The 3,211-nt window shown below is 46.7% G+C and carries 3 protein-coding genes; 2 read left to right on the forward strand and 1 reads right to left on the reverse strand.

The genetic code is table 11. From position 1 onward, the window contains the following. The first annotated feature begins 514 nt into the window (after positions 1 to 514). Together sopA and KHQ28_RS24780 are read left to right on the forward strand one after the other, a co-directional pair. Positions 515 to 1,678, forward strand: a complete 1,164-nt coding sequence (sopA, locus tag KHQ28_RS24775; protein ID WP_023339381.1) for a plasmid-partitioning protein SopA — start codon at positions 515 to 517, stop codon at positions 1,676 to 1,678. Between the two features lie 2 nt (positions 1,679 to 1,680). Then, complete coding sequence (locus KHQ28_RS24780) at positions 1,681 to 2,646, forward strand: ParB/RepB/Spo0J family plasmid partition protein (RefSeq protein ID WP_023339380.1); 966 nt, start codon at positions 1,681 to 1,683, stop codon at positions 2,644 to 2,646. Positions 2,647 to 2,724: 78 nt separating this feature from the next. Here the strand turns inward: KHQ28_RS24780 and KHQ28_RS24785 are convergent. Beyond that, positions 2,725 to 3,211, reverse strand: a 487-nt coding sequence (locus KHQ28_RS24785; protein ID WP_211777715.1) for a tail fiber domain-containing protein, incomplete at its 5' end; no start/stop codon positions are given.

A 3,211-nucleotide genomic window follows, 5' to 3' on the forward strand; every position in this document is an offset into this window, starting at 1 on the left:
TATAATGGGCTATTGTGTGCTGATATGTATCTCCGTTATGTTATGATGCTTGACTATGTTCTCTGGATTGGTTACGATATCAATCATTGTGATTAACCTATGATATGCAATTGTGTTATGATGTTGGTTTTGGTGATCAAGTTAAGGAATGGGGAAGCCTAAAGTTTTCTTTGTGTTTATGTTGTCTGATAGTGTTACGTTGTTGTGGTCTATTTATCGGTTGATGTCCTTTAGATAAAAAGGGCCTCGAAAGCAGCCTGTTATCTTCCGATAGAGTTGAAGACAGATAACCATTTTATCTATAAAAAACATAAAGTTAGGTTTTACACTTCTTCTTCTAACTTACCTTCTACTCATAATGCATCGGCTAAGCACGCTAAAAGCCTGTTTCTGTTGGTTAAATCATAAACTTTGCTTTTTATCATCAACTTTGCGTTTTTTACGTTGCTTTGCGTTAAATACATAAAGTACGATAAAAAACATAAAGGAAAATTACTCCTCAAGGGGGATTGGAATGTCGCTTATTAATTTACTGCATGAATGTATCAGCCGCGGGCAGGAGATGACGCAGGCCATTGCTATAGCTCAATTTGGTGATGATAGCCCCGAGGCTCGCCGTATCACTCGTCGCTGGGGGATAACCGAGGTTGCTGATTTAATCGGCGTTTCGCCGCAAGCAATTAGGGATGCTGAAAAAAATGGGCGACTACCACCACCTGATTTTGAGTTACGCGGTCGCGTTGAACGTCGCGCCGGCTATACCATCGACCAGATTAGCCATATGCGCAGCATTTTCGGCAATCCGAATCAACGGCCTGCAGACAAAAATCCAGCTGTGTTAGCTGTTATGTCGCACAAAGGCGGCGTTTATAAAACCTCATCTGCAGTGCATGAAGCTCAATGGTTAGCTCTGCAAGGTCACCGAGTGCTACTCATTGAAGGTAACGATCCGCAAGGGACCGCCTCGATGTATCACGGCTATGTACCGGATTTACACATCCATGCCGAGGATACTTTGCTCCCGTTTTACCTTGGTGAGCGTGATAATGCGGAATACGCTATAAAACCGACCTGCTGGCCAGGTCTGGACATTATCCCCAGCTGCCTGGCGCTGCACCGTATCGAAACAGATCTGATGCAATACCATGCCCAAGGAAAACTACCTCATCCTCCGCATCTGATGCTACGGGCCGCTATCGAATCCGTATGGGATAACTATGACATCATCGTCATTGATAGCGCTCCAAACTTAGGGACAGGTACGATTAATGTTGTTTGCGCAGCCGATATTATCGTCGTGGCTACCCCTGCAGAGCTATTTGATTATTCATCCGTTCTGCAGTTCTTCACCATGCTTCTGGACCTTCTTAAAACCGTTGATTTAGGTGGTTTTGAGCCTGTTGTACGGCTGTTACTAACGAAATACAGTCTGACCACTGGTAATCAATCGCGCTGGATGGAAGAGCAAATCAGAAATACATGGGGATCGATGGTCCTGCGTCAGGTTGTCCGAGTGACGGATGAAGTAGGAAAGGGCCAAATAAAAATGCGCACAGTATTTGAACAGGCCGCGAACCAGCGTTCAACGCTTAATGCATGGCGAAATGCAGTCTCTATTTGGGAGCCTGTTTGCCAAGAAATTTTCGATGACTTGATTAAACCTCGTTGGGAGGACTAATTGTGAAACAGCGCTCTATTTTAAAAAATGCCCCCAACATCGACAGCATTATGAGCAAGACGCACCAGGCGCCCGCATCACAGCCTGTGTCACCGATGGTGGGTGATTTGCAACGCCAGCTTAGTTCATTATCGGGAAACAGTATTATGCTGCCTGTGTGTGGACGTAACGTTAACTTTAAGCTGGAAACTATCCCAGCGGATAAAGTTGAAATGGCGACGATGGTTTGGCTCGGTAATGAACGTGATCAAGACCTGCTCAACGAAACGTCCTTGGCCGATCTCGTTCCGTCATTCCTCACTTCGGGGCAGCAGAACCCGGCGTTCGCTCGCAAAACTGCAGGCATCATAGAGGTTGCTGATGGTTCTCGGCGCCGAAAAACAGCCATCATTACAGGTTGCGATTATCGCGTATTAGTCGGTGATCTCGATGACGAACAAATGCAGTGGCTCTCTCAAATCGGCAACGATTATCGACCAACAAGCGCATATGAGCGGGGGAAAAAATATCAGCGCCGCCTGAAAGATTTTGACGGCAGCGTAAAAGCTTTAGCTGAAGCAGAAGGGGTGGACCGCAATATCATAACCCGCTGCATCAACACAGCTGGCCTGCCTAAAGATATCATCGCCATTTTTCAACATCCTGGTGAGCTATCAGCCCGTGCGGGGCATGACTTGTTCAAGATATATCAGGGAAACGAGAAAGCTATGCTCGATGCGGCGCAGCAGCTGCTACGCATGAAGAAGCAGGGTGAAAAGTTCGAACCTATGCGGATCATCCAGGCATTACAGGATTTTATTAAGACCAATGCAAAAGATACACAAAAGACCGAAAAAGCATATGGTGAAGGGGTTGTTGCGAAATATAACGGTAATTACGTTACCTTAAAATTTGATAACCGGAAGATTCCATCCAGCTTAATGAAAAAAATTGAGGCGTTGCTTGAGTCAGAGTTAGAAAAAAAATAAACCACATAAGAAAAAAGGCCCCTGCATTGCAGGGGCCTTTTATGTTCTGTTTTTTATTAGCGGCTAATCGTAGGGCAATCAGATCCCCTCCAGTACAGATATACGCCTTTCCAGTTCCTGATTTTTAACCAGTAAACCCTGCGCCACCGTAACCAGGTCAGCAATGATTGCCGTGTAATCCACATTCATCACCTTAAATTTTTCGCCATCAATCTCCTGCTCGATGCCGAGGAAAGTATACAGATCATCAGCTTTTTCAGCCTGCTGAGCGATAAAACCACGCCTCCGGCGCGTTTCCCCCTTCATCCGGTACTCACACACCCCTAAGCGTTCAATGCGCTCTGAGGCGTTTCCAGGCGCTTGTGTGAAGTCGGTTTTCAGTCGCACGTCGGAACCGGTCGTCATGACGTCGCCCTTGGGCGTGGAAATTACCCCACCTGCGCGGAATGACCATGCGTCGGTTCTCCCGAAGCCGTCCATATACATGATAATCCTGTGTTCGGTTCCCACGTACTCTTCAACATAGAAACCGCCCCACGCCCCGGAGGTGTCACCGTTACCGCCG

This window comes from Klebsiella sp. 28 (assembly GCF_018223905.1).
Classification (GTDB): Bacteria; Pseudomonadota; Gammaproteobacteria; order Enterobacterales; family Enterobacteriaceae; genus Klebsiella; species Klebsiella pneumoniae.

Bases quoted from the DNA above. Each gene is read 5' to 3' on its own strand.
- sopA (WP_023339381.1), top strand. From the start codon at position 515: ATGTCGCTTATTAATTTACTGCATGAATGTATCAGCCGCGGGCAGGAG.